Annotated in this window: 5 protein-coding genes; all 5 read left to right on the top strand. The window is 76.7% G+C overall.

Annotated elements, in window-relative coordinates:
• Positions 1-38 precede the first annotated feature (38 nt).
• The 5 genes from ACGF3A_RS23560 (at position 39) to ACGF3A_RS23540 (ending at position 22,652) form a co-directional block, all read left to right on the top strand.
• Positions 39-5,198: an amino acid adenylation domain-containing protein gene (locus tag ACGF3A_RS23560; RefSeq protein WP_393732230.1), complete on the top strand. Its 5,160-nt coding sequence runs from the start codon at positions 39-41 to the stop codon at positions 5,196-5,198.
• The gene (locus ACGF3A_RS23555) at positions 5,195-8,575 is read left to right on the top strand and encodes an amino acid adenylation domain-containing protein (protein ID WP_393732229.1); all 3,381 of its coding nucleotides are present in this window, start codon (positions 5,195-5,197) and stop codon (positions 8,573-8,575) included. The genes ACGF3A_RS23560 and ACGF3A_RS23555 overlap by 4 nt, the downstream gene beginning before the upstream one ends.
• On the top strand, positions 8,572-15,153 hold the full coding sequence (locus ACGF3A_RS23550; protein WP_393732228.1) for an amino acid adenylation domain-containing protein: 6,582 nt from the start codon (positions 8,572-8,574) through the stop codon (positions 15,151-15,153). The genes ACGF3A_RS23555 and ACGF3A_RS23550 overlap by 4 nt, the downstream gene beginning before the upstream one ends.
• Positions 15,154-15,216: 63 nt before the next feature.
• Entirely contained in the window at positions 15,217-15,993 is a 777-nt protein-coding gene (locus tag ACGF3A_RS23545) for a thioesterase II family protein (RefSeq protein WP_393732227.1), read from the top strand.
• On the top strand, positions 15,990-22,652 hold the full coding sequence (locus ACGF3A_RS23540) for an amino acid adenylation domain-containing protein (RefSeq protein ID WP_393732226.1): 6,663 nt from the start codon (positions 15,990-15,992) through the stop codon (positions 22,650-22,652). The genes ACGF3A_RS23545 and ACGF3A_RS23540 overlap by 4 nt, the downstream gene beginning before the upstream one ends.
• Position 22,653 lies beyond the last annotated feature (1 nt).

Raw genomic sequence — 22,653 nt, 5'->3', positions numbered from 1 at the left:
ACGGCCGCGGCCCCGAACGGGCCCGAACGGAGGTAACTGTGGCTGCAGAGCTCATGGACGGGCCGCGCACGCTGTCCGCGCTCGTCGAGCGCCAGGCCGGGCTCGTCCCCGACGCGCCCGCCGTGCGGACGGGCCGCCGGTGGATGACCTACGCCGAACTGGACGCCGCCGCGACCCGGCTGGCCCGTCGGCTGGCCGCGCGCGGCGTCGGCCCCGAGGACGTGGTCGGGGTGCGCACCGGACGGGGGTTCCCGCTGGTGGTCGCCCTGCTCGGGGTGGTCAAGGCGGGTGCCGCCTGGCTGGCGCTGCCGCGCGACCTGCCCGCGGCGCGCGTCGCCGGGCTCGTCCGGGACGCCGGGGCCGCGGCCCTCGTGGCCGTGCCGGAGCTGCGGCAGGACCTCCCCGAACTGCCCTGCCCCGTCCTGCCGGTGGACGAGCGGGGCGGCGACCCGTCCGGCGTCGAGGGCGAGGAGGACGGGGCCGAGGCCCCGCCGCTGCCGCCGATCGACCCCGCGTGGGCCGCGTACGTCATCTACACGTCCGGCTCCACGGGCGTACCCAAGGGCGTCGTGGTCGAGCACGGCGCCGCGGCCGGGCACGTGGCCGCGATGGCCGAGCGGCTCGGCACCGGCTTCGGCGACGGCGTACTCCAGATGGCCGGGGAGGCCTTCGACGTCGCCGTCGAGCAGCTCTTCGTCGCCCTCGCCTCCGGCGCCATGGCCGTGCTGCGCGAGGACGAGCCCTGGGGCCCGGCCGAGCTGTGCAGGGAGCTGCGCAAGGGCCTGGTGACCGTGGCCGATCTGCCCACGGCGCTCTTCAGCGAGCTGGTCCGCTCCCCGGAGCCGGGGAACCTCCCGGCGTTCTTCACGCACGTACGCACCGTGCTCGTCGGCGGCGAGGCGCTGCCCGCCGGTTCGCTGCGGCGCTGGCGTGCCGCGTTCGCCGCCGCCGACGCGGCGCCGGAGGTGGGCAACGCCTACGGGCCGACGGAGGCCGTCATGACCGCCTCGCTGTGGACCGGCCACGGCGGCGGCACCGGGAGCGCCACCGACGACGGCGCCGGGTCCGTGCCCGTCGGCACCGTCGTCGGCGCGCGGGTCCTGCGGCTGCTGGACGGCGAGCTGTGCCCCGTCGGCGACGGCACCCCCGGCGAGCTGTACGTCGGCGGAGAGGCCCTGGCCCGCGGGTACCTGGGGCGGCCCGAGCTGACCGCCGAGCGGTTCGTGCCCGACCCGTACGGGCCGCCGGGCGCCCGGATGTACCGGACCGGCGACCGGATGACCGGGGCCGAAGGGGGCGAACTCACCTTCCTGGGCCGGGCCGACGACCAGGTCAAGGTGCGCGGCTTCCGGATCGAGCCCGGCGAGGTCGAGGCCGCGCTCACCGGCCACCCGGCGATCGGCCAGGCCGCCGTCGTCGCCGACGGCGACCGCCTCGGCGCCTTCCTGGTCTCGGCCGAGGCCGGCTCCCGGCTGCCCTTCACCGCCGTACGCGCGTGGCTCGGCGAACGGCTGCCCGCCTGGATGGTCCCCGCCACGTGGGCCTGGCTCGACCGGCTGCCGGTCGGCGCGAGCGGCAAGGTCGACAAGGCCGCGCTGCCCCGCCCGGACGCCGCCCGCTCCGGCACGGGCAGGCCCTGCGAGCCGCCCCGGGACGAGACGCAGCGCGCGCTGTGCGCGATCTGGGCGCGGGTCCTGAACCTGCCGGAGGCCGGGATCCACGACGACTTCTTCGAGCTCGGCGGCACCTCGCTGCTCGCCGCCCGCGCGCTGGCCGAGGTCCGCTCCGAGCTCGCCGCCGACCTGCCGCTGCGCGCCCTCTTCGCCGCGCCCACCCCGCTGGGGCTGAGCGAGGCGCTCGGCGGGGGCGCGGCGGACGACCCGGCGGCGCTGCCCCCGGTCGTACGCGGCGAGCCCGCGGGCACCGGGCCCCTCTCGCTGATGCAGCGTCAGGTGTGGATCGCCGAGCAGTTCTCCACCGGGGGCAGCGCCTACAACGCGCCGACGACCCTGCGCCTGCACGGCCCCCTCGACCTCGGCGTCCTGGAGCGCACCCTCACCGAGATCGTGCGCAGGCACGAGATCCTCCGGACCACCGTCGAGGTCCACGAGGGCGAGCCGCGGCAGGTCGTCCACCCGCCGTACGAGGTCCGCGTGCCGCTGGTGGACCTGCGCGAGGAGACCGACCCCCGCGCCGCGGCGGAGGAGTTCGTCCGGGCCGACATCGCCCTCCGCTTCGACATCGGCCGCCTGCCGCTGATCCGGTGGACGGCGCTGCGCCTCGCCGAGGAGACGTACGAACTCGTGCTCGTCGAGCACCACCTGGTGCACGACGGCTGGTCGTTCGCGCTGCTGATGGACGAGCTGAGCCGGATCTACACCGCGTTCGCCGAGGGCCACGGATCCCCGCTGCCCGAACCGGAGGCGCAGTACCAGGACTTCGCACGCTGGCAGCGGCAGGCCCTGGCGGGGCCCGCGCTGCGGGCGCAGACGGACCGCTGGCGCGCCCGGCTCGCCGGGGCCCCGCAGCAGCTCGACCTCCCCTACGACGGGCGCCGCGCCGCGCACGACGACACCAGGGGCGCGGTGCACCGCATGGAGCTGCCCGCCGCGCTGTGCGAGCGGCTGCGGCGGTTCAGCGGCGAGCACCACGCGACCCTGTACGCCACGATGCTCGCCGGGTACGCCGCGCTGCTGCACCGCTACAGCGGCCAGGACGAGGTCTGCGTCGGCTCCGCGTTCGGCAACCGGGGCGTCCCGGGCACCGCCGGGATCCTCGGCATGTTCGTCAACCCGGTGGTGCTGCGCTGCGCCGTGCGCCGCCCCGGCGAGACCGCGCCGGGCTTCGCCGAACTGGTCGCCCGCGCCCGTCAGGTGGTGCTGGAGGCACAGGCCGACCAGGAGCTGCCCTTCGTCGAGCTGATCAGGGAACTCGACCCGCCCCGCTCGCCGGGCCGCAACCCGGTCTTCCAGGCGATGCTCAACTTCGACGACTCACCGCTCCCGGAACTGCGGCTCGGGCCCGTAGCGGGCAGCTACCTGGAGCGCAACAACGGGACCGCGAAGGTGGACCTCTCCGTCCTCGTCGTGCCGCGCGCCGAACGGCAGCTCGGGGTGCCCGACGACGAGCGCGACCGCAGGATCACCCTGATCTGGGAGTACCGCACCGATCTGTTCGGGCCCGACACCGTACGGCGGCTCGCCGAGGGGTACGCGGAGCTGCTCGACGCCGCGCTCGCCCGCCCCGGCGAGCCGGTCACCGAACTGCCCGCGGGCCGCCCCGCCCCGCACGCCCCCGCCGTTCCTGTCCCCGACCTGGGCGAACCGGCGACCGTGCCCGAGCTGTTCGCCGCCGTCGTCGGGCGGTGCCCGGAGCGGACGGCGGTCACCCTGCCCTCCGGGGACGCGCTCAGCTACGCCGAACTGGACCGCGGGTCGGACCGGATCGCCGCGGCGCTCGCCGAACGGGGCATCGGCGCGGGCGACGTGGTGGCCCTCCACCTGCCGAGGTCCCCGGAGCTGGTGGCCGGGATGCTGGGCGTGCTCAAGGCGGGCGCCGCCTATCTCCCCCTGGACACGGGGAGCCCGGCGGCCCGGCTCAGGGACGTGCTCGCCGACGCGCGGCCCCCGCTGGTGCTGACCGACTCCGCGGACGGCACCCGGCTGGGCCCGCCCGCGCTCCGCGTGGACGAGCCCGGCGCAGTCCCGGAGGACGCGACGGCCCCGGCCCCCCGTCCCCACCCCGGAACCCTGCCCGGCGAACTCGCCTACCTCATCTACACCTCGGGGTCGACGGGCCGCCCGAAGGGCGTCGGGATCACGCACCACGGCCTCACCGACAAGTACCGGGCCTGGGAGCTGGCCTACCGGCTCGACGGCGCCCCCGCCCGGCACCTCCAGCTCGCGTCCGTCGCCTTCGACGTGTGCACGGGGGACGTCTTCCGCGCCCTGCTGTCCGGCGGCACGCTGGTGCTCTGCCCGCCGGAGACCCTGCTCGACCCGGCGCGGCTCCTCGCGCTGCTCCGGGAGGAGCGGGTGGACCACGCCGAGTTCCTGCCCTCCGTGCTGCGCCTGCTGATGGACCACGCCGAGCGCGCCGGGGAGACGCTGCCGCCGCTGGCGCTGCTCGCCGTCGGCGGCGAGGCGTGGGACGCCGCCGACTACCGGCGGCTGCGCGCCCTGACCGCGCCCGCCACGCGGATCCTCAACGTGTACGGCGTGACCGAGGCGACCGTCGGCAGCACCTTCCACGAGCCGGACGGGGACGAGCCCGGCGTGCTGCCCCTCGGCGGCCCCCTGCCCGGCGTACGGGCGCTGGTCCTCGACGGCGCCGGGCGGCCCGTGGCCCCCGGCATGGTCGGCGGGATCCACCTCGGCGGCACGGGCCTCGCCCGCGGCTACCACGCCGACCCGGCGCGCACCGCCGAGCGGTTCGTCCCCGACCCCGACCCCGCGCACCCAGGCGGCCGCCTCTACGACACGGGAGACCTCGGACGCGTGCGCGCCGACGGCACCGTCGAGTACCTCGGGCGCCGCGACCAGCAGGTCAAGGTCCGCGGCTTCCGGGTGGAGCCCGCGGAGATCGAGCAGGCGCTCAGGGAGCACCCCGCGCTGTCGGAGGCCGTGGTGGTGCCGCGGCCGGGCGAGGACGGGACCCGGCTCGTGGCGTACTGCGTACCCGCCCCGGCCGTCCCGTCCGCTTCCGCCGCTCCGGGCACGGTCCGGGAGTGGCTGCGCGACCGGGTGCCCGGCTACCTGGTGCCCTCCGCGTTCGTCGTGCTGGACGCGCTGCCCCGTACGGTCAGCGGCAAGCTCGACCGCGGCGCGCTGCCCGAGCCCGGGCCCGGGCCCGCCGGGCCGGAGGCGGAGCAGACGTACACCGCGCCGCGGACGACGCTCGAACGCGCGGTCGCCGAGGTCTGGCAGCAGGTGCTCGGCGTGCGGCGGGTCGGGCTGCGCGACGACTTCTTCGACCTCGGCGGGCACTCCCTGCTCGCCGTGCGGCTGGTCGGCAGGATGCGCGACGACCTGGGCCTCGACCTCAGCGTCCGCGACCTGATCACGGAGGCCACCGTCGAGGGCGCCGTCCGCCGCGCGGGCCCGCCCGACGCCGAGGCCGACGCCGTCGCCCTCACCGCCCGCGGCAGGCACCGGATGGACCCCGCGCTCTTCGACGACGATCAGGAGACCGCCGGATGAGCACCGAGCCCTCGGTCACGGTGGCGCACGCCTCCGCGGAACAGCGGCGACTGCTGCTCCTGGAGCAGCTCGCCGACGGACCGGCCCTGTACAACGTCCACTTCGGCTTCCGCTGGCGCGGCGAGGTGTCGGACGACGCGCTCGGCGCCGCCCTGGAGACCGTGGTGGCCCGGCACGAGGCCCTGCGCACCACCTTCAGGACGGTCGACGGCGAGCCGCGCCAGGTCATCGCCGAGCGCTGCCCGACGCCGGTGCGCCGGGAGCTGCGTACGGACGTCGCACCGGAGGAACGGCAGCGCGAGGCCCTCCGGCTGGCCGCCGAGCACGCGCGGCGGCCCTTCGTCCCCTCGCGGGGCCCGCTCTTCCGCGTCTCGCTCGTCTCGTTCTCCGACAGCGACCACGTCTTCCTGCTGACGCTGCACCACTCGGTCTTCGACGGCTGGTCGGCCGGGCTGCTCTTCGACGAGCTGAGCGAGGCGTACGCCGCCGTGGCCGAGGGCCGGGCGCCGTACCTGGAGCCGCTCGCGATGCAGTACGCCGACTTCGCCGCGTGGCAGGACGACATGCTCGCGTCCGGCTCCTGGGACCGCCGGCTCGCCCACTGGGAGGAACGGCTGCGCGACGCCCCCGCCACCCTGGACCTGCCCACCGACAGGCCGCGCCCCGCGGCCCGCAGCTTCCGCGGCGGACTCGTCGAGCTGGCGCTGCCGCCGTCGGTGGAGGCCGGGATCGAGACGGTGTGCCGCCGCTACCGGTGCACCCGGTTCGGCACCCTGCTCGCGGCGTTCACCGTGCTGCTGCACCGGCTGACGGGCGCGGACGACCTGGTCGTCGGCACCGTCGACGCGGGCCGGGCCAGGGCTGAACTGGCGCCGCTCATCGGCGCGTTCAGCAACACCCTGGCGCTCCGTGTGCCGGTGCGGGGCACCGAGCCGTTCGCCGCGCTGCTCGGCACCGTCCGGGAGCGGGTGGCCGAGGCGCAGTCCCACGCCGACGTGCCCTTCGCCCACGTCGTGCGGCGGCTGCGTCCGGCGCGCGCGCAGAGCCACAACCCGCTGTTCCAGGTCATGTTCGACGTCCAGCCCGGCGGCTCCGGGCGGCTGCGGCTGCCCGGCGTGCGCAGCGAGACGCTGCGGGTGCGCGACCGGGACGTCTCCCTGTTCGACCTCTCGCTCTCCGTCGAGCCGGGCGACCCGGGGGAGTGGGAGTCCCGGATCGTCGCCGAGTACGCCACCGACCTGTTCGACCGCGCGACCGTCGCCGATCTGCTCCGGGCCTACGTGACGCTGCTCGGCTCCCTCGTGGAGTCGCCGGACCTGCCGGTCGGGGAGGCGCCCCTGCTCACCGCCGAGCAGCGCGCGGGACTCCTCGCCGGACGGGACCGCACCCGGGGGAACGGCCCCGCCGCCGCGTCCGCCGTGCCCCAGGTCACGGAGGTGATCGCACATCGGCTGCGCACCGGAGGAGAGGCTCCCGCCGTGGTCGGCGCCGACGGCGCCGTCGTCACCTACCGGCAGCTCGACGCGTGGACCGGCGCCGTCGCCGCAGCCCTGACCGGGGCGGGCGTACGGCCGGGCTCCGTCGTCGCGCTGCCGCTGCGGCGGTCGGCCGAAGCCGTCGCCGCCGTGCTCGGCGTCCTGCGCGCCGGGGCGAGCTATCTGCCGCTCGACCCGGACCAGCCCCAGGAGCGGAACGCCGCCATCCTCCGGGCGGCACGCCCCGCGGCCGTCCTCACCGGCGACGACGGCCCCGTGCCCGGTCCGGACGGCGCGTCCGTCGTGCGCCTCCCGGCACCGCCCGCAGGGGACGCCGCGGACGACCCGGACTCCCCGGACGCGCGCTTCCGCGGCGTGGAGTGGCACCGCTCCGACCCCGACGAGCTCGCCTACACGCTCTTCACCTCCGGCTCCACCGGCACCCCCAAGGGCGTCATGGTCACCCGGGGCGGGCTCGCCAACTACGTGGCGGCCGACCTGGGGACGTACGGGCTCACGGCCGACGACCGGGTGCTGATGTTCACCGAGCTCACCTTCGACGTGAGCGCCGAGGAGCTCTTCCCCGCGCTCGCCGCCGGTGCCGCCGTCGTGCCGCGCACCGCGCGCATGCTGGACACGCCCGCGGACTTCTACGCCGAGTGCGAGCGGCTCGGCGTGACCGTGACCCACCTGCCGACGGCCTGGTTCCATCAGCTCGCCGCCGCGACGGAGACGGGGTGCCTGCCGCCCGCCGGGCTGCGGGCCATGGCGATCGGCGGCGAGGAGCCGAGCCCCGCGCTCGTCGCCCGGTGGCGGGAGGCCGTCGCCGGGATGCTGCTCACCAATGTGTACGGGCCCACCGAGGCCACCATCGTGTCGACCGTCGCCACGCTCGCCGGGGTGTCGGACCTGCCGCCGTACGACGAGGGCAGGACGCCGCTGGGGGACCCGATCCCCGGCACCTCGTGCTACCTGCTCGACGCCCGGATGGAGCCGGTTCCGCCCGGCGCCGTCGGCGAGCTGTGGCTCGGCGGGGCCGGGCTCGCCCGCGGCTATCTCGGCGACCCGGCCCGTACCGCCGAGTCGTTCGTGCCCCACCCCTTCGCCACGGGGGAGCGGCTCTACCGTACGGGCGACCGCGCGCGGCTCGGCGCCGACGGCGAGCTGGAGTTCCGCGGGCGGACCGACCACCAGGTCAAGATCCGCGGCCACCGGGTGGAGCCCGGCGAGGTCGAGGCGGCCCTGTTGCGGCTCCCGGAGATCGCCGCCGCGGCGGTCGTCCCGAGGGCCGACCGCACGGGGCTGGTCGCCCACGTGGTGGCGGCACCGGGCGCCACCGTGCCCGAGGCGCCGGAGCTGCGGGCCCGGCTGGCCCGTGCCGTGCCAGCGCCCCTGGTGCCGTCGGCCTACGTGACGCTGCCCGAACTGCCGCTCACCTCGCACCACAAGGTGGACACGGCGGCACTGCCGGAGCCGCCCGCCGCCCCGCCCGTACCCCGGCGGGAGGCGCCGCGGGACGGCGCCGAGCAGGTGGTCGCCGAGGTCTGGCGCGAGGTGCTCGGCCTCACGGAAGTGGGCAGGCACGACGACTTCTTCGCGCTCGGCGGCCACTCGCTGCTCGCCACCCGCGTCATCGGCAGGCTCCGCCGCGACTTCGGCGGCGCGGCCCGGCTGACGCTGCTGTTCGAGCGGCCGGTCCTCGCCGACTTCGCGGACGCACTCGCCCAAGCGCGCGCGACGGCACCCACCCGGCCCGCCCGCCCCGCGCTGGTGCCGGGCGCGGGCCGGGGAGCGGACGCGGTCTCCGAGCTGACGGCGGGTCTGTCGGCGGAGGAGACGGCCGCGCTCCTGGGCGTACCGGATACGGAGTCCGACCGGCGGACGGGACGGGGACAGGAATGACATCGACGCACGGGGGAGAGCGGGTGCCCGCGGAGCGGGACGTCGTGGGGCGTCGTGAGGTGCTGGCCGAGCGGCTCGGCAGGAGCGGCAGTCGGGTGTGCCCGGCCTCGGCGGCCCAGCGCAGGCTGTGGTTCGAGGACCAGCTCCGGCCCGGCCGCACCGACTACACCGTCGTCTGGCCGCTGCGCCTGACCGGCCCGCTCGACGTGGCAGCGCTGCGCGGCGCGCTGGAGGCGGTCGTGGCCCGGCACGAGGTGCTGCGCACCCGGTTCGTCGGGCTGGACGGCGAACCGGCACAGGTCGTCGGCCCGCCGCCGGGGGTGGAGTGCCCGCTCACCGACCTCTCCGGGCTCCCCCCGGCCGTACGGGAGGACCGCGCGCGCGAGCGGATACGGGCCGCGGGGGAGCGCCCGTTCGACCTGGCCGCCGGACCCCTGTTCCTGGCCGAGCTGCTCCGCGAGGACGAGGACGGGCAGCGGCACGTGCTCGTCCTCGCGGCGCACCACATCGTCTTCGACGGCTGGTCCTGGTCCGTGCTGCTGCGCGAACTGTCCGCCCTCTACGCGGACCTGAGCGACGGCGGCACCGGCGACGTCCTGAAGCCCCCGCCGGTGCAGTACGGGGACTACGCGCTGTGGGAGAAGGAGCTGCTCGCCGGCGAACACCTCGCCGAGCACCTCGACTTCTGGCGTACGCACCTCGGCGGTGCCCCGGAGACCACCGCGCTGCCCGAGGACACCGCGACGCTCCCCGAGGCCCCGGGGGAGCGCACCGGCACCGGCGCCCGGTGCCCCGTCCGCCTCCCGGCGGGCCCCGCCGAGGCGCTGGCGGAGCTGTGCGCGGAGGAGGGCGCGACGGCGTTCATGGGGCTGCTGGCCGCCATGTCCGCGGTCCTCGGCCGGTACGGCGACACCGAGGACGTGGTGATCGGCACCCTGGCGGCCAACCGGCCCCAGCCCGAACTGGAGGAGCTGATCGGCTTCTTCGTGAACACGCTGCCCCTGCGCGTCGACCTGTCAGGGGATCCCACGCTCCGCGAACTGCTGGGCCGGTGCCGCTCCGTGGCCCTCGGCGCCTTCGCCCACGAGGAGCTGCCCTTCGACCGGCTGGTGGAGGAGCTGGCCCCGCGCCGTACGCCCGGTGTCACGCCGTACGTGCGGACCGCGCTGGTGATGCAGAACGGGCCGGAGGAGCCGGAGACGCTGGGCGGCCTCGGCGTGGAGTCGCTGCCCGCCGGTGTCCGCGAAGCCGCCTTCGACCTCTCGCTGCACATGTGGCCCGCGGCGGACGGCGGGCTCGACGGCTTCGTGGAGCACGCCACGGACGCCCTCGGCGAGGACGCGGCGCTGCGGTTCGCCGGACACGTCCGGCACCTGCTGGAGCAGGCCGTGGCGGAGCCCGACCTGCCGCTCGGCCGGTTCGCGCTGGTCACCGACGGGGAGCGGGAAGCGGCCCTCGCCCAGGGCGGCGTGGGAGGGTCCCCCTCCGCCGGGGCCTGCCTGCACGAACTGGTCGCCGGGCAGGCCGCCCGTACCCCGGACGCCACCGCCGTGACCTGCGGCGACGACGCGCTGACCTACGCGGAGCTGGACCGGGCGGCGGACCGGATCGCCGCGCGGCTGCGGGCCGAGGGGGTGGGCGTCGAGGAGCCGGTCGGGGTGTGCGTACGGCGCTCGGCACGCTCGGTCGCCGCGCTGCTCGGCGTGCTGAAGGCCGGGGCCGCCTATCTGCCGCTCGAACCCGACAACCCCGCCGACCGCCTCGCCTTCATGGCCGCCGACTCCGGGACGCGCACCGTCCTCGCCGAAGAAGGGCTGCGCGACCAACTGCCCTCCGGCGTCCGCGTGGTGCCCCTCGAAGAGGCGCTGGACCACGCGGACGACGGCGCCCCGCCGCCGGGCGACGTGGGGCCCGACAACCTCGCGTACGTCATCTACACCTCCGGGTCGACGGGCCGCCCGAAGGGCGTCGCGGTCAGCCACCGCGCCGCCGTCACCCGGGTGCACGCCCCGCGCTACGTGTCGCTCACCGAGCGGGACGTGATGCTGCACGCCCTCGCGCTCTCCTTCGACGTCTCGGTGCTGGAGGTGTTCGGGGCGCTCACCAACGGCTGCCGCCTGGCCGTGCTGCCCGGCAAGGCCCATCCCGAACGCGTCGCCGCCTTCCTCCCCGCGCAGGGCGTGACCGTCGGCTGGCTCACGGCGGCGCTCTTCCACGCCGTCGTCGACACGGTGGGCGGGGGCGAGGGCGGGGGCGAGGGCGAGGGCCGGGGCCTCGCGGGGATGCGCACGCTGATAGCGGGCGGCGACCAGCTCTCCACCAGCCACGTGGAACGCGCGCTCACCCTGCTCGACGACTCCGCCGTCCTCGTCAACGGCTACGGGCCGACCGAGGCCGCCATCTTCGCCAGCACCCACACCATGCGGCCGCGCGACGGCGCCGAGCGCCGGGTCCCCATCGGGGCGCCCGTACCGGACACCGAACTCCTCGTCCTCGACTCCCGGTTCCAGCTGGTGCCGCCCGGCGTGCCCGGCGAGCTGTTCATCGGCGGCGCCTGCCTGGCCCGCGGGTACCTCGGCCGTCCCGGCCTGACCGCCGAGCGCTTCGTGCCCCACCCGTTCGGCGGCGACGGCGCCCGCCTGTACCGCACAGGGGACCTCGTCCGGCGGCGTGCCGACGGGCTCCTGGAGTTCCTCGGCCGCACCGACCACCAGGTGAAGGTCCGCGGCTTCCGGGTGGAGCTCGGCGAGATCGAGCAGGTGTTGCGGCGCCACCCCGCCGTCGGCGAGGCCGTCGTGGTGGCCCAGGAGGACGAGCGGGCCGAGCACACCCTCACCGGCTACGTCGAGCCGGTCGCCGGGCACCCCGCGCCCTCCTCCGCGCGGCTCCTGGAGCACTGCCGCGCCGCCCTGCCGGGGCATATGGTGCCCGCCCAGCTCGCCGTGCTCGACGCCCTGCCCCTCAACGCCAACGGCAAGGTGGACAGGGCGGCGCTGCCCGACGTGGGCGGGGTGCGCCCGGAGCTGCGCACCGGCTACGTGCCGCCGCGCGACCCCACGGAGGAGACCGTCGTCGCCGTCTGGGCCGAGGTGCTCGGCATGGACCGGGTCGGCGCGCACGACGACTTCTTCGACCTCGGCGGCCACTCGCTGCTCGCGAGCAGGCTGCTCGCGCGGCTGCGCCGCACCTTCGGCCGCGAGCTGTCGCTGGCCACGTTCTTCGCGGGGCCGACCCCGGCGGCGCTGGCCGCCGCGCTCGACGCCGGGGGGACGGGAGCCCTGGGAGCCCCGGGAACTCCCGGCGCCCCGGGGGCCGTACGGCCGCCGCTGGCGCCCGTCGAACGGCCCGATCCGCTGCCCGCCTCGCTCGGCCAGCGCAGGCTCTGGTTCGCCTACCAGATCCAGCCCGACAGCGTCGACTACACGATCGTGTGGCCGCTGCGGCTGCTCGGGCCGCTCGACGCGAGCGCGCTGCGCCGGGCGCTGGACGGCGTCGTGGCCCGGCACGAGGTGCTGCGCACCCGGTTCGCGAGCGCCGAGGGGGAGCCCGTCCAGATCGTCGAGCCCGCCGCGGGGTGCGACTGCCCGCTGACGGAGCTGCGCGAACTGCCCGCCGCACGCCGCCCCGAAGCGGTCCGGGAGCGGATCGCGGCCGCGGGGGAGCACCGCTTCGACCTGGAGGCGGCACCGCCGTTCCTGGCGGAGCTGCTGCGGGTCTCCGACGAGGAGCACGTGCTGCTGCTGACCGTGCACCACATCGTCTTCGACGGCTGGTCCACCTCCGTCCTCCTGCGCGACCTGGCCGCGCTCTACGAGGAGCGCACGGGCGCCGCGCCGGGCGGCCCGCCCCCGCTGCCCCTCCAGTACGGCGACTACGCGGTGTGGGAGCGCGGCTGGCTCACCGGGGATGCCCTGGAAACGCAACTGGACCACTGGCGCACCCAGCTGGCGGGCGCACCGGAGTCCACCCGGCTGCCCGCCGACTTCGTGCCCGAGGGCGAGACCCGGTCCGGCGCGGGCGACCGGTGCGAGGTGGCGTTCCCGGCGGCCACGGCCGAGGCGCTGGCCGCGTTCTGCGCCCGCGAGGGGGCGACCCCGTTCATGGGGTTCCTCGCGGCGGTCGCCACCGTGCTGGGCCGCTACGGAGAGACCGACGACGTCGTCGTGGGCACGTACTCCGCCAACCGCGGACAGCCCGAGCTGGAACTCCTGGTGGGCTTCTTCGTCAACACGCTGGCGCTCCGCGTCGACCTCTCCGGCGGCCCCGGCTTCCGGGAACTCCTCGCCCGCTGCCGCTCCGCCGCGCTCGGCGCCTTCGCACGGCAGGACGTGCCCTTCGACCGGGTCGTGGAGGAGCTGGCCCCGCGCCGCAGGGCGGGCACCACGCCGTACGTGCAAGTCGCCCTGGTGATGCAGAACCTCCCCCCGGAGCCCGGCACGCTGGGCGGGACGCGGACGGACCTGCTGCCCACGGAGAGCAGGTCGGCCACCTTCGACCTCGCGCTGCATCTGTGGCCCGACGGCACGGCGCCGGGCGGCAGCCTCGCCGGGTTCGTCGAGTACGCCACCGACGTGTTCGCCGAGCGCACCGCGGGACGCTTCGCCGAGCACGTGCGCAGCGTCCTGGACCAGGCGCTCGCGGACCCCGACCGCCCGGTCGGCGCGCACACCCTGCTCACGGCGCCGGAGCGGCACGCGCTGCTTGCCGCCGCCGAGGGGCCCGCCGAACCGTTCCCCGACGCGTCCCCGGGCGCGCGGTTCCTGCGGCAGGCGGCCCTGACACCGGACGCCGCCGCCTTCGTCATGCCGGACGCCACGCGGGGCGTCACGCAGGTCACCACCCTCACCTACGGGGAGCTGGAGCGCCGCTCGGCGGCGCTCGCGGCCGAGCTGCGCGCCCAGGGCATCGGGCCCGAGACCCCCGTGGGCGTCTGCCTGCCGCGCGGGCTGGAGCTCCCCGTCGCCGCCCTCGCCGTCTGGCGCGCCGGGGGCGCCTACCTGCCGCTGGACCCCGAGGCGCCGCCCGCCCGCCTCGCCCGCCTGGCCGCCGACTCCGGGACGCCCCTCGTCCTCACCGACGCGCGCGGCGACGCGGCCCTGCCGCCCGAGGTGCCCCGGCTGGTGGCCGCCACCGCCGTCCGGCGGGGGGAGGCCCGCGACGAACCGCTGCCGCCGCCGCCCGACATCGACGCGCTGGCCGCCGTGATCTGCACCTCGGGGTCCACGGGCAGCCCGAAGGGCGTGGCGCTCACGGGCCGTTCCGTGCTCAACCGCGTCGACTGGATGGCCTCCGCCCTGCCGTTCCGGGCGGGCGAGGTCACCTGCCAGAAGGGGCCCGTCGGCTTCGTGGACGGGCTGTGGGAGCTGCTCGGCGGACTCCTGCACGGCGTGCCCACCGTCATCGCCCCGCCCGACGCTTCGGCCGATCCGCGGGGGCTGACCGAACTGCTCGCCGCACACGGCGTGACCCGGCTCCTCGTCGTGCCGTCCCTGCTCCACGCGCTGCTGGAGGTGCCGGATCTCGCCGAGCGGCTCCCCGCGCTCACCCTCTGGATCAGCTCGGGGGAGGACCTGCCGCCGCACCTCGCCCGCGTCTTCGCGGAGCGGATGCCCGGCCGTGAACTGCGCAACCTCTACGGTTCCTCCGAGGCGTGGGACGCGCTGTGCCAGCGCCCCGGCACGGCCCCCGTCCCCGGTCGCCCCGTGCCCGTCGGCGACCCCCTCAGCAACGTCACCGCGCATGTGCTCGACGCCGAGCTGCGCCCCGTGCCCGTCGGCGTCACCGGCGACCTCCACCTCGGGGGCGCCTGCCTGGCCCGGGGCTACCTGGGCAGGCCGGAGCTGACGGCGGAACGGTTCCTGCCCGACCCGTACGTGCCCGGCGGCAGGCTCTACCGCTCCGGCGACCGCGCCGTGCGCCGGGCCGACGGCCAGATCGAACTGGCGGGACGGGCGGATCTCCAGCTCAACGTCCGGGGCATGCGGGTCGAACCCGCCGAGACCGAACGGGCCCTGGAGGAACTGCCCGGCGTACGGCACGCCGTGGTGACCGGCTGGCACCGGCCCGGGACGCCGGAGGGCACGACCGAACTGGCGGCCTACGCGGTGCCCGAGCCGGGCGCGGCGCTCGACGAACGGGAGCTGCGCGCCGCGCTGGCCCGTACGCTGCCCGGCCACCTGGTGCCCGCCGTGTGCACCCTGCTCGACGAACTGCCCCTGAACACCAGCGGCAAGGTCGACCGCGCCGCGCTGCCCGAGCCCCGGCCCCCGCGCGCGACCGGCGGCACCGGGACCCCCGGAACGCCCGGGACCGGGACCGGGACCGAGACCCGGGCCATGAGCGCGGGCGAGACCGCGCTCGCCGCCCTGTGGGCGGAGCTGCTCGGCGCGGAGTCCGTCGGCGCGCACGAGGACTTCTTCGACCTCGGCGGGCACAGCCTGCTGGCCGTACGGCTCGTGGACCGTATCGAGGAGACGTTCGGCGTGCGCCTTGAGGTCCGCACCGTCTTCGACCACCCCACCGTGCACCTCCTGAGCCGCCTGCTGCCCGCGCCGCGGGACGCCCGGCGGGGGACGTGAGGCTCGCGTGCCGACCACACAGCAGGGCACGAGGCGTGCCCCGACGACCACTTGGAGGGCCTGATGGCCGTCTCGACCAACCCCTGGACGGCGCGGCTGCGCCCGGAGAGCGGCGGGCGGCTCCGGCTGATCTGCCTCGCGCACGCGGGCGGCGGCGCCGCCACGTTCCGCGGCTTCGCGCAGGACCTGCCCCCGGACATCGACCTGTGCGTCGTGCGGCTCCCGGGCAGGGAGAGCAGGCTGCGGGAGCCCCCGGTGCGCAAGATGGGCGAGCTGGTCAGCCTGCTCGGTGACGCGCTCGCCGACCAGCGCGACGTGCCCTACGGGCTGTTCGGCTACTGCTCGGGCGCGCTGACGGCGTTCGAGCTCGCCCGGTACCTGCGCGAGCGCGGCGACCGGCCACCGGCCGCGCTCTTCGCCTGCGCCTGCCCGTCACCGGCGATGGTGCTGCGGGACAGCGGGGTGCACGACATGGGCAGGGAGGAGCTGATCGAGCACCTCTCCGCGCTCGGCATCATCCCGGACACCATCCTCAGCACCCCCGGCCTCTTCGACATGTTCGAGCAGAGCGTCCGGGCCGACTACGAGGTCTACGAGACCCACGAGTACGTCGCGGACGAGCCGCTCGACCTGCCCGTCAGCGTCTTCGGCGCGACCGGCGACCCGAGCACGACCGTGCCCACGCTGCTGGGCTGGCGCGAGGAGACGACGCGGGCCTTCTCGCTGCGGCTGTTCCCGGGCGACCACGGCTTCTTCGAGAAGGACCGGCGCACGCTGACCGCCGCGGTCGCCGAGGACCTGCGCACCGCGGCTGCCGCCCGGACGGGAGCGGGCCGATGAGGGCGAGCGAACTCTCCGACGTCAAGCGCGAGCTCCTGGCCAAGCTGCTCGCGGGCGACGCCGCGCCCGCGCCGCGCCGGGTGCCGCCCGCCGACCCCGCCCGCCGCGTACGGCTCTCGTACGCGCAGGAGCGGGTCTGGCTCACCGGGCAGCTCGCACCGGACGTCCCGGCCTTCCACCTGGTCATGCTCGCCGCGCTGCCGATGCGCCTGGAGCCGTCGCAGACCGAGGAGAGCCTGCGCGAGATCGTGGCCCGCCACGACTGTCTGCGGATGTCCGTCGAGGTCGTGGACGGGCGCCCGCTGATGGCGGTGCGCGAACCCGGCGACGTGCCCGTACGGGTGCCCGTCACCGACGTCTCCGGCGCCGCCGACCCGCGCGCCGCGGGCATCGCCTACGCGGAGGAGGCCGCGCGCAGGCCGTACCGCCTCGACAGCGCGCCGCTCTGGCGGGCCGAGGTCGTCCGGCTCGGCCCGGACTCCTCGATGCTGCTGTTCGCCGCGCACCATCTGATCGCCGACGCGACGTCGCTCGACCTGATCGCCATGGAGCTGGCGAACCCCGCCGCGCGGCCGGAACTGCCCGTCACCTACCGGGACTTCGCCGCCTGGCAGCGGGACGGCGCGGAGGCCGGGGGACTGGAGGGCGAACTGGACTTCTGGCGCACGGAGCTGGCGGGGGCGCCCACCTCCCTGGAGCTGCCCGCCGACCGCCCCCGCCCCGCGCTGCCGGACCTGACGGGGCGCACCCTGCAGTTCGACGTGCCCGGGGAGACCGCGCGGCGGCTGCGGGCGCTCAGCAAGGAGGAGGGCGTCACGCCGTACGTGCTGCACCTCGCAGCCCTCGGCGTGCTGCTGGGCCGCTACGCGCGCACCCGGGACGTCCTCGTGGGCACCTACCTGGCCGGGCGGGGCGAGCCGGAGCTGCAGCAGCTCGTAGGGATGTTCGTCAACCTGGTCCCGGTGCGGGTGCGCCTGGACGGCGGGCCGACGTACCGGGAGCTGGCGGGCCGGGTGCGGTCCGCGACCGGCGGCGCTTTCGCCCACCAGTCGGTGCCCTTCGAGCAGCTCGTCCAGCACGTCGGCCGCGGGGCGCACCGGAGCGAACCGCCGCTCGTCCAGGTCGGCTTCAACATGCTGCGGCTCAAGGGCGCGGCCTTCGGCGAGGCCATCGACCTGCCGATCTCGCAGGACGTCTCGCAGCTCGACCTGACCGTGCACATCGTCGAGCGCACCGACGGCTCGCTCAACCTGATGATGGAGTACGCCACGGCGCTGTTCGACGCGGAGACGGTCGAGCAGCTCGCCCGGCACCACCTCACCCTCCTCGACCGGCTGACGGCCGAGCCCGACACCCCCGTCACCCGCGTCGGCACGCTGACCGGCGCCGAACGGGCGGCCCTCGGCGCGGCGTCGGGCCCGGACCGGGACCCGGACTCGGACCCGGAGGAACGGCCGCTGCTCGCGGAGGCGTTCGCCGACCAGGTACGGCGGCGGCCCGGAGCCGTCGCCGTCGAGGAGGGCGGACGGAGCCTGACCTACGCGGAACTCGACGCGCTCACGGACCGCCTCGCCGGGGAGCTGCGCGCCCGGGGCGCCGGACCGGAGACGGTGGTCGGCGTCTGCCTGGAGCGCGGACTGTCCCTCGTCGCCGCCCTCCTCGCCGTCTGGCGCGCGGGCGCCGCCTACCTCCCGCTCGACCCGGAACACCCGCCGGCGCGCTGGCGGACCATGCTGGAGACCGCCGGGGTCCCGCTGGTCCTCACCGACCGGGAACGGTACGACGCCGTCGCCGCGCTCGGCACGGCCGAGCCGCTCGTGCTCGGCCCCGACGGCGGCCCCGACGGCTCCGACGGCGGCTTCAGCGACGGTGCCGAGGCCCCGCGGGACGTCCCCGACCCGCCGCGCGGCGGGGAGCCGGACGGCGCGGCGTACGTCATGTTCACCTCCGGCTCCACCGGGACGCCCAAGGGCGTGGTCGTCACCCACGCCGGGATCGCGAACCGCGTGTGGTGGACGGTGCGCGCGCAGGGCATGACCGCGCGGGACCGGGTGCTCCAGAAGACCCGGGCGGGCTTCGACGCCGCGGGCTGGGAGATCTTCGCGCCGCTCGCCACCGGTGCCACCGTCGTCCTGGCGCCCCCGGGCGTGGAGCGCGACCCCGGGGCCATGGTGCGCGCCGTCGCCGAGCGGGACGTGACCGTCCTTCAGGTGGTCCCCTCGGTGCTGCGGCTGCTCGTCGACCAGCCCGGCTGGGAGGAGTGCCGCTCCCTGCGGCTGCTGTGCTCGGCCGGTGAGCCCCTGGACGCCGGGCTGTGCCGACGCGTCCTCGGCCGGGCCGCGCCGGACATCTGGAACACCTACGGGCCCACCGAGTGCGCGATCGACGTCACCGCCCAGCGCTTCGACGCGGGGCTGCACACCGGAACGGTGCCGATCGGCGTGCCCGTCGACGGCATGCGGGCCACCGTCGTCGACCCGGACGGCAACCCGGTCCCGGACACGGTGCCCGGCGAACTCCTCATCGGCGGCCCCGGCGTGGCCCGGGGCTACGCCGGGCACCCCGAACTGACCGCCGAGCGCTTCGTGCCCGACCCGTACGGGCCGCCCGGCTCCCGCGCGTACCGCACCGGCGACCTGGTGCGCCGGGACCGCGACGGCGTCCTGCACTTCGTGGGCAGGGCCGACGACCAGGTCAAGGTCAACGGGGTGCGGATCGAACCCGCCGAGGTCACCGCCGCGCTGCTGCGGCTCCCCGGGATCACCGCGGCGCACGTGCTCGCCGAACCCACCCCGGACGGCGGGCGCCGCCTCGCGGCGTACGTGGTGCACGGGCCCGGGCCCGCCGCGGACACGGCCGAGCTGCGCTCGCGGCTCGCCGCGGTCCTCCCGGCGGCCATGGTGCCCGCCGTCCTCGTCCCGCTCTCCGCGCTGCCGCTGACCGAGAACGGCAAGGTCGACCGGTCCGCGCTGCCGCCCGCCGAGTCCCGGCACACCGCGGGCCCCGGTCACGTCGCGCCCCGTACCCCCGCCGAACGGCTGGTCGCCGAGGTCTGGTCGGAGCTGCTCGGGGTGGAACAGGTCGGTGCCGAGGACGACTTCTTCGCGCTCGGCGGCCACTCCCTGCTGCTCGCCCAGCTCGCCGCCCGGCTCACCGTCCGTACGGGCGTCCCCGTCTCCGTCCACACGCTCTTCGGCGCGCTCGGCCTGCGCGACCAGGCGGCCCTGATCGCCGAGGGCGGCGCGCGTCCGGCCGTGGTGCCGCCGCCCGTGCTGCCCGTGCCGCGCGACGCGGCGGGCGGCACGGGCAGCACGGGCCTCGCCCTCTCGCCGGGCCAGCGCCGGCTGTGGTTCCTCGACCGGCTCACCCCGCGCAGCCCCGAGTACGTGCTGCCGGTCGCCGTCCCGCTGCCCGGCAGGGCCGAACCCGCCACCCTGCGGGGCACGCTGGCGGACCTCGCCGCGCGCCACGAGGTGCTGCGCACCCGCTACCCGTCACACGACGGCGAGCCGCGGCAGGTGGCCGAGCCCGGCTGGGACGGCGGGCTGGAGGTGGTCGACGGCGCGCTGGAGGAGATCGTCGGCACGGTGGGCGCGCGCATCGCCGAGGGCTTCCGGCTGGCCGAGGCGCCGCCCTGGCGGGCCCTGCTGCTGCGCGACGCCGGAGAGGACGCCGCCGACGTCCTCGTGCTCGTCCTGCACCACATCGCGGCGGACGGCCTCTCGGTCCCCGTGCTGCGGCGCGACGTGCTGGAGCTGTACCGCGCCCGTACGGCGAACCGTCCGGCCGAACTGCCCGTGCTGCCGGTGCAGTACGCCGACTTCGCCGCGTGGCAGCAGGAGCGCCTGGGCGGCGCGCACATCGAGGAGGAGCTGGAGTTCTGGCGCGCGCGGCTCGCGGGCGCGCCGTACCTGGCGCTGCCCACCGACCACCCCCGCCCGCCCGTGCGGGACGCGCGCGGCGCCGTCGTGGGCTTCCACGTCCCGGCGCGGGTGGCGGCGCCCTTCGTCGAGGCGTCGCGGCGGCGCGGAGCCAGCGGATTCATGGCGCTGCTCGCCCCGTTCACCGTGCTGCTCAGCCGGTACTGCGGGCACGAGGACGTCACGGTGGGCGTGCCGGTGGGCGGCCGGGAGCGGCCCGAACTCAACGACCTCGTCGGCTTCTTCGTCAACACCCTGGTGCTGCGCGCCGACCTGAGGGGCGATCCCACCGTGGGCGAGCTGCTCGACCGGATCCGGTCCGGGGCCCTCGACGCCTTCGCCCACCAGTCCGTGCCCTTCGAGCGGCTCGTCGACGAACTGAGCCCGGAGCGGGACCTCTCCCGCACCCCGCTGGTCTCCGTCCTCTTCGACGTGACGGGGCCCGGGGGCGGGGGCGCCCCCGGCGAGGCCGCGGTGGAGCTCGACTCGCGCTTCGAGGACCTGTGGCAGGCGGCCAAGTACGACCAGACCTGGACCCTGCGCGCGCGCCCCGACGGCTCGTACGTCGGCACGGTCGAGTACGCGACGGCGCTGTTCCGCGAGGAGACGGTGCGCGGCATGGCGGAGCAGTTCACCGAGGTGCTGCGCCAGGCGGCGGACCCCGGGCTGCGGATCTCCGCGCTCGAACTGCTCTCCCCCGAGGCACGCGCCGCCGTCCTGGCGGACGGGCCGACGGAGGCCCCGGCCGAGACCCTGGCCGGGGCTCTGACCGAGGCCCCGGCGGAGCCGCTGCCCGAGCTGATCGCGCGGCGCGCCGCAGAGGCGCCCGACGCCGTCGCGGCCGTCGGTACGGGAGCGGACGCTCCCCGCCTGCGCTACGGCGAACTGCTGGCCCGCGCCAACCGGCTCGCCCACCACCTCCGGAACCAGGGGCTGGCGGAGGGCGACGTGCTCGGCGTGGCGCTGCCGCGCGGCACGGGCCTCCTGGTGGGCGCGCTCGCCGCCTGGCAGGCGGGAGCCGCGTTCCTGCCCCTCGACCTGACGCACCCGCCCGCACGGCTCGCCGGGCAGTGCGCCGACGCGGGCGCCCGTACCGTCCTCACCGACGGCGGGCTGCCCGGAGAAGCGCTGCCGCCCGGCGTGCCCGCGGTGGACACCGCCGCCGACGCCGGGACGGTCGCCGCCTGCCCGGAGACCGCGCCGCCGGTACGGCGGGGGCCGGACGACGCGGCGTACGTGATGTTCACCTCCGGCTCCACCGGCCGCCCCAAGGGCGTGGTCGTGGGGCACGGCGCCCTCGCCAACCGCGTCGCCTGGTCGGTCTCCGGCTCCGGGCAGGCGCTCGGTGCCGAGGACAGGGTGCTGCACAAGACGCGCTGGGGCTTCGACGCGGCGCTCCTCGAACTGTTCGCGCCGCTGGCCGCGGGCGGCACCGTCGTCCTGGCCCGGCCGGAGGCCGAGCGCGACCTCGCGGCGCTGCTGCGCGAGGCCGCGGCGGGGGAGGCGACCGTCCTCCAGCTCGTCCCCTCGGTGCTGCGGGCGCTGCTGGAGCTGCCGGAGTGGCCGGAGCTCCCCGCGCTGCGCCAGGTGTGGCTCGCGGGCGAACCGCTGACCGGGGAGCTGGTCGCCCGGCTGCGGGAGCGGACGGACGTGGAGGTGTGGAACACCTACGGTCCCACCGAGTGCGCCGTCGACGTCACCGCGCACCCGGTCGCGCCGGGTGCCCCGCCGGGCGCGGTCCCGATCGGCCGCCCGCTGCCCGGCCTGCGGCTGCGGATCCTCGACCGGGCCGGAAGGCCGGCGCCCACGGGCGTACCCGGCGAACTCCTGGTGGGCGGCGCGGGGCTGGCACGCGGCTACGCGGGACGGCCGGAGCTGACGGCCGAGCGGTTCCTGCCCGACCCGTACGGCCCGCCCGGCGCGCGGCTGTACCGCACCGGGGACCTGGCACGCCGGGACGCCGACGGGGTCGTGCACTTCGCCGGGCGCGTGGACGGCCAGGTCAAGGTGAACGGCGTACGGATCGAGCCCGGGGAGGTCGAGGCGGCGCTCACGGCCCACCCCGCGGTCCGCGAGGCCGTGATCGTCGCGCGCTCCCTGGAGTCGGGCGACAGCACGCTGACCGCCTACTACCTGCCGGACGGCACGGCGCCCGCCTCCGACGAACTGGCCCGGCACTGCCGCACGGCACTGCCCGCGCCCTTCGTCCCCGGCGCCTTCGTGGCGCTGGAGGCCTTCCCGCTGAACGCCAACGGGAAGCTCGACCGCGCGGCGCTCCCGGAGCCCGGCACGGCCGTGCCGGGCGAGGAGTGGACGGCGCCGAAGGGACCGGTCGAGGAGCTGGTCGCCGAGCTGTGCGGCGATCTGCTCGGCCTGGACGACGTGGGCGCCCGCACCAGCTTCTTCGCGCTCGGCGGCAACTCGCTGCTGGCGATCAGGCTGATCAGCGCGGTGCAGCGGGAGTTCGACGTGGACCTGCCGGTGCGGGCCGTCTTCGAGGGCCCGACGGTCGCGGAGCTGGCCGCGGCCGTGGAGGACGCCGTCCGGGCCGAGGTCGCCGCGCTCCCGGACGACGAACTGGCCGCCGAGGCGGCCCTGCTGGCCGAGGCCCCGCCCACGGGCGGGCGCGCGGCGGAAGCGACGGCGGAAGCGACGGCGGAAGCGCCGGGGGACGAGGCGGGGGACGAGGCGGAGCACCCCGTGGACGAGACGTGGCCGCACGAAGCGAGGAGCGAGTGAC

The sequence above is a fragment of the Streptomyces sp. NPDC048172 genome, from assembly GCF_043202595.1.
Lineage (GTDB): Bacteria > Actinomycetota > Actinomycetes > Streptomycetales > Streptomycetaceae > Streptomyces.
The sequence above is the reverse complement of the archived record's forward strand: the minus strand, read 5'-3'. Positions and strand labels throughout refer to the sequence as shown.